General features: G+C 43.0%; 2 protein-coding genes. One reads left to right on the top strand and one right to left on the bottom strand.

Annotation, left to right across the window (positions count from 1 at the left end; translation table 11 throughout):
* A partial coding sequence (locus Q8907_16330; protein MDP4275836.1) for a TonB-dependent receptor occupies nt 1-2,094 on the top strand: 2,094 nt, incomplete at its 5' end.
* Between the two features lie 68 nt (nt 2,095-2,162).
* Here Q8907_16330 and Q8907_16325 read toward each other — a convergent pair.
* Nucleotides 2,163-2,415: hypothetical protein (locus tag Q8907_16325; protein MDP4275835.1), on the bottom strand; the 253-nt coding region annotated here is incomplete at its 5' end.

Raw genomic sequence — 2,415 nt, 5'->3', positions numbered from 1 at the left:
GAAGTTGTGGTAACCGGCCTTTCCAAAGCTGCGCAGCAAAACAGGATGCCGGCTCCTATTTCAACTGTCCCCCGGCAATCATTATTACAAAATTCGTCGACCAATATCATTGATGCCCTGGCCCATCAACCCGGAATGTCACAGGTTACAACAGGGCCGGGCATTTCCAAGCCGGTTATCCGCGGACTGGGCTACAACAGGGTTGTCGTCGTTAATGACGGCATACGGCAGGAAGGCCAGCAATGGGGCGACGAACACGGGATTGAAATTGATGAGAACGCAGTGGATGAAGTTGAAATCCTGAAAGGGCCTGCAAGCCTGGTTTATGGCTCGGATGCAATGGCCGGGGTTATCAACATGATCTCCAATAATATCATCCCAGACGGAAAAATAAAGGGAAACATTTCCACAAATTACCAGACAAATAACGGACTTATCGATTATTCGGCCAACCTTGCCGGCAACCATCAGGGTTTTATCTGGGATGCCCGTTTCAGCAACAAGCTGGCCCACAATTATCAAAATAAATATGACGGTTATGTCTTTAATTCAGGATTCAGGGAAAATGCCATAAACCTGATGCTTGGCTTGAACAAATCGTGGGGCTATTCACATCTCACGCTAAGCACGTACAACCTGAAACCTGGCATCATTGAAGGCGAGCGCGACAGCCTGACCGGTAAATTTGTCAAGGCCATTGCCCTCAGCAATCAAACCGAAGGCAGTGAAATTGCCAAAAACAAAGATTTCGTGTCCTACAACCCGGCAGTGCCCTATCAGAAAATCCATCATTACAAGGCTGCATTGAACAGCAATTTTTACCTGAAAAACGGGAACCTGAAAATTATTTTCGGATTTCAGCAAAACCAGCGACAGGAATATGCTAATATTCTCAATCCCAATGAATATGGACTATATTTCCTGCAAAACACCTTAAACTATGATATTAACTACGTTTTAAATGAAAGGAACAATCTGAACCTTTCCTTTGGAGCTAACGGCATGTACCAAACTTCTCAAAACAAGGGAAACGAGTACCTTGTGCCGGAATATCACCTGTTTGATGCAGGCCTGTTTACCATCCTGAAAAAATCATTTGACAAACTGGATATCAGCGGAGGGTTAAGACTTGATTCCCGAAATGAAATCAGCCGGGATCTTTTTCTTGACGCAAATGAACATAAAACAGAAAGTACCTCAACCGGAGCATTCCATAAATTCAAGGCTTTTAGCTCTACCTTTTCCGGAATATCAGGAAGTATAGGGGCTACCTATCAGTTTTCAGAAAATTTGTTTACAAAATTGAATATTTCAGAGGGTTTCAGAGCTCCCAATATTGATGAATTAGGTTCCAACGGGGTTCACGATGGTACCGTACGCTATGAAATTGGCAATCCCGGACTGAAAGCAGAACATAACCTGCAATTTGATTATGCACTTGGACTGAATACCGATCACGTTCTTGCCGAAATAGATCTGTTTGAAAATGACATCCGTAATTATATTTTCTCGCATAAATTGAACAACGCCAAAGGGGCTGATTCCATCACCGATGGTTATGAAACCTTCAAGTTTTTTGCAGGCAACGCTCAATTAAGGGGAGGTGAGGTCAAACTGGACGTGCATCCTCATCCGCTCGACTGGCTGCACTTTGAAAATAGTTTCTCTTATGTCAGGGCTGAACAAAGAAACCAGCCGGATTCAACCCGGTATCTTCCTTTTATCCCTCCGGCCCGATTTCAGTCTACCTTAAGGGCAAACAAGCGAAACGGGAAAATAATCAGGAATGCATACATTCAGGTTGGCCTGGAATATAACTTTAAGCAGGATAAATTTTACAAAGCTTTTGGAACCGAAACCGAAACCCCTGCCTATACATTAATCAATCTGGGAACAGGCACAGATATCTGCCGAAAAAACAAAACAATTTTTTCTGTTTACCTGTCGGCAAATAACCTGGCGGATGTGGCCTATCAGAATCACCTGAGCAGGCTGAAATATGAAGACCTGGACCATGCAACCGGCAGAACCGGCGTCTATAACATGGGAAGGAACATCAGCTTTAAACTGATTGTACCTTTTGAAATAAAATAACTGCAAGATTTGTTCAGTGAAAAGGAAGTACAATTCTAAAAGGAATTGACTCTCCTTTTCATAAGGAATTAGTGCGTCAGGATTTTTTCAATGTCCGACTTTTCGCTTTCCGACAACGAAGTCATCTGCTGGAGTGCAGTCTGTATCTTTGTTTTAAAATTCCAGCAGGTCATCTGCCGCAAAGATAAACGGCGGGCAAATTCATAAGAGGAAATATCCTCCTTATCCTTGCATACATGATATGCAATGTAAAAAGCCTTACTGATGGGAAACTTGCAATTATGAAAAATTGTACCTGTAATGGCCGATTCCTCAGACTTG

It is taken from the genome of Bacteroidota bacterium, from assembly GCA_030706565.1.
Taxonomy (GTDB): domain Bacteria; phylum Bacteroidota; class Bacteroidia; order Bacteroidales; family JAUZOH01; genus JAUZOH01.
The sequence above is the reverse complement of the archived record's forward strand: the minus strand, read 5'-3'. Positions and strand labels throughout refer to the sequence as shown.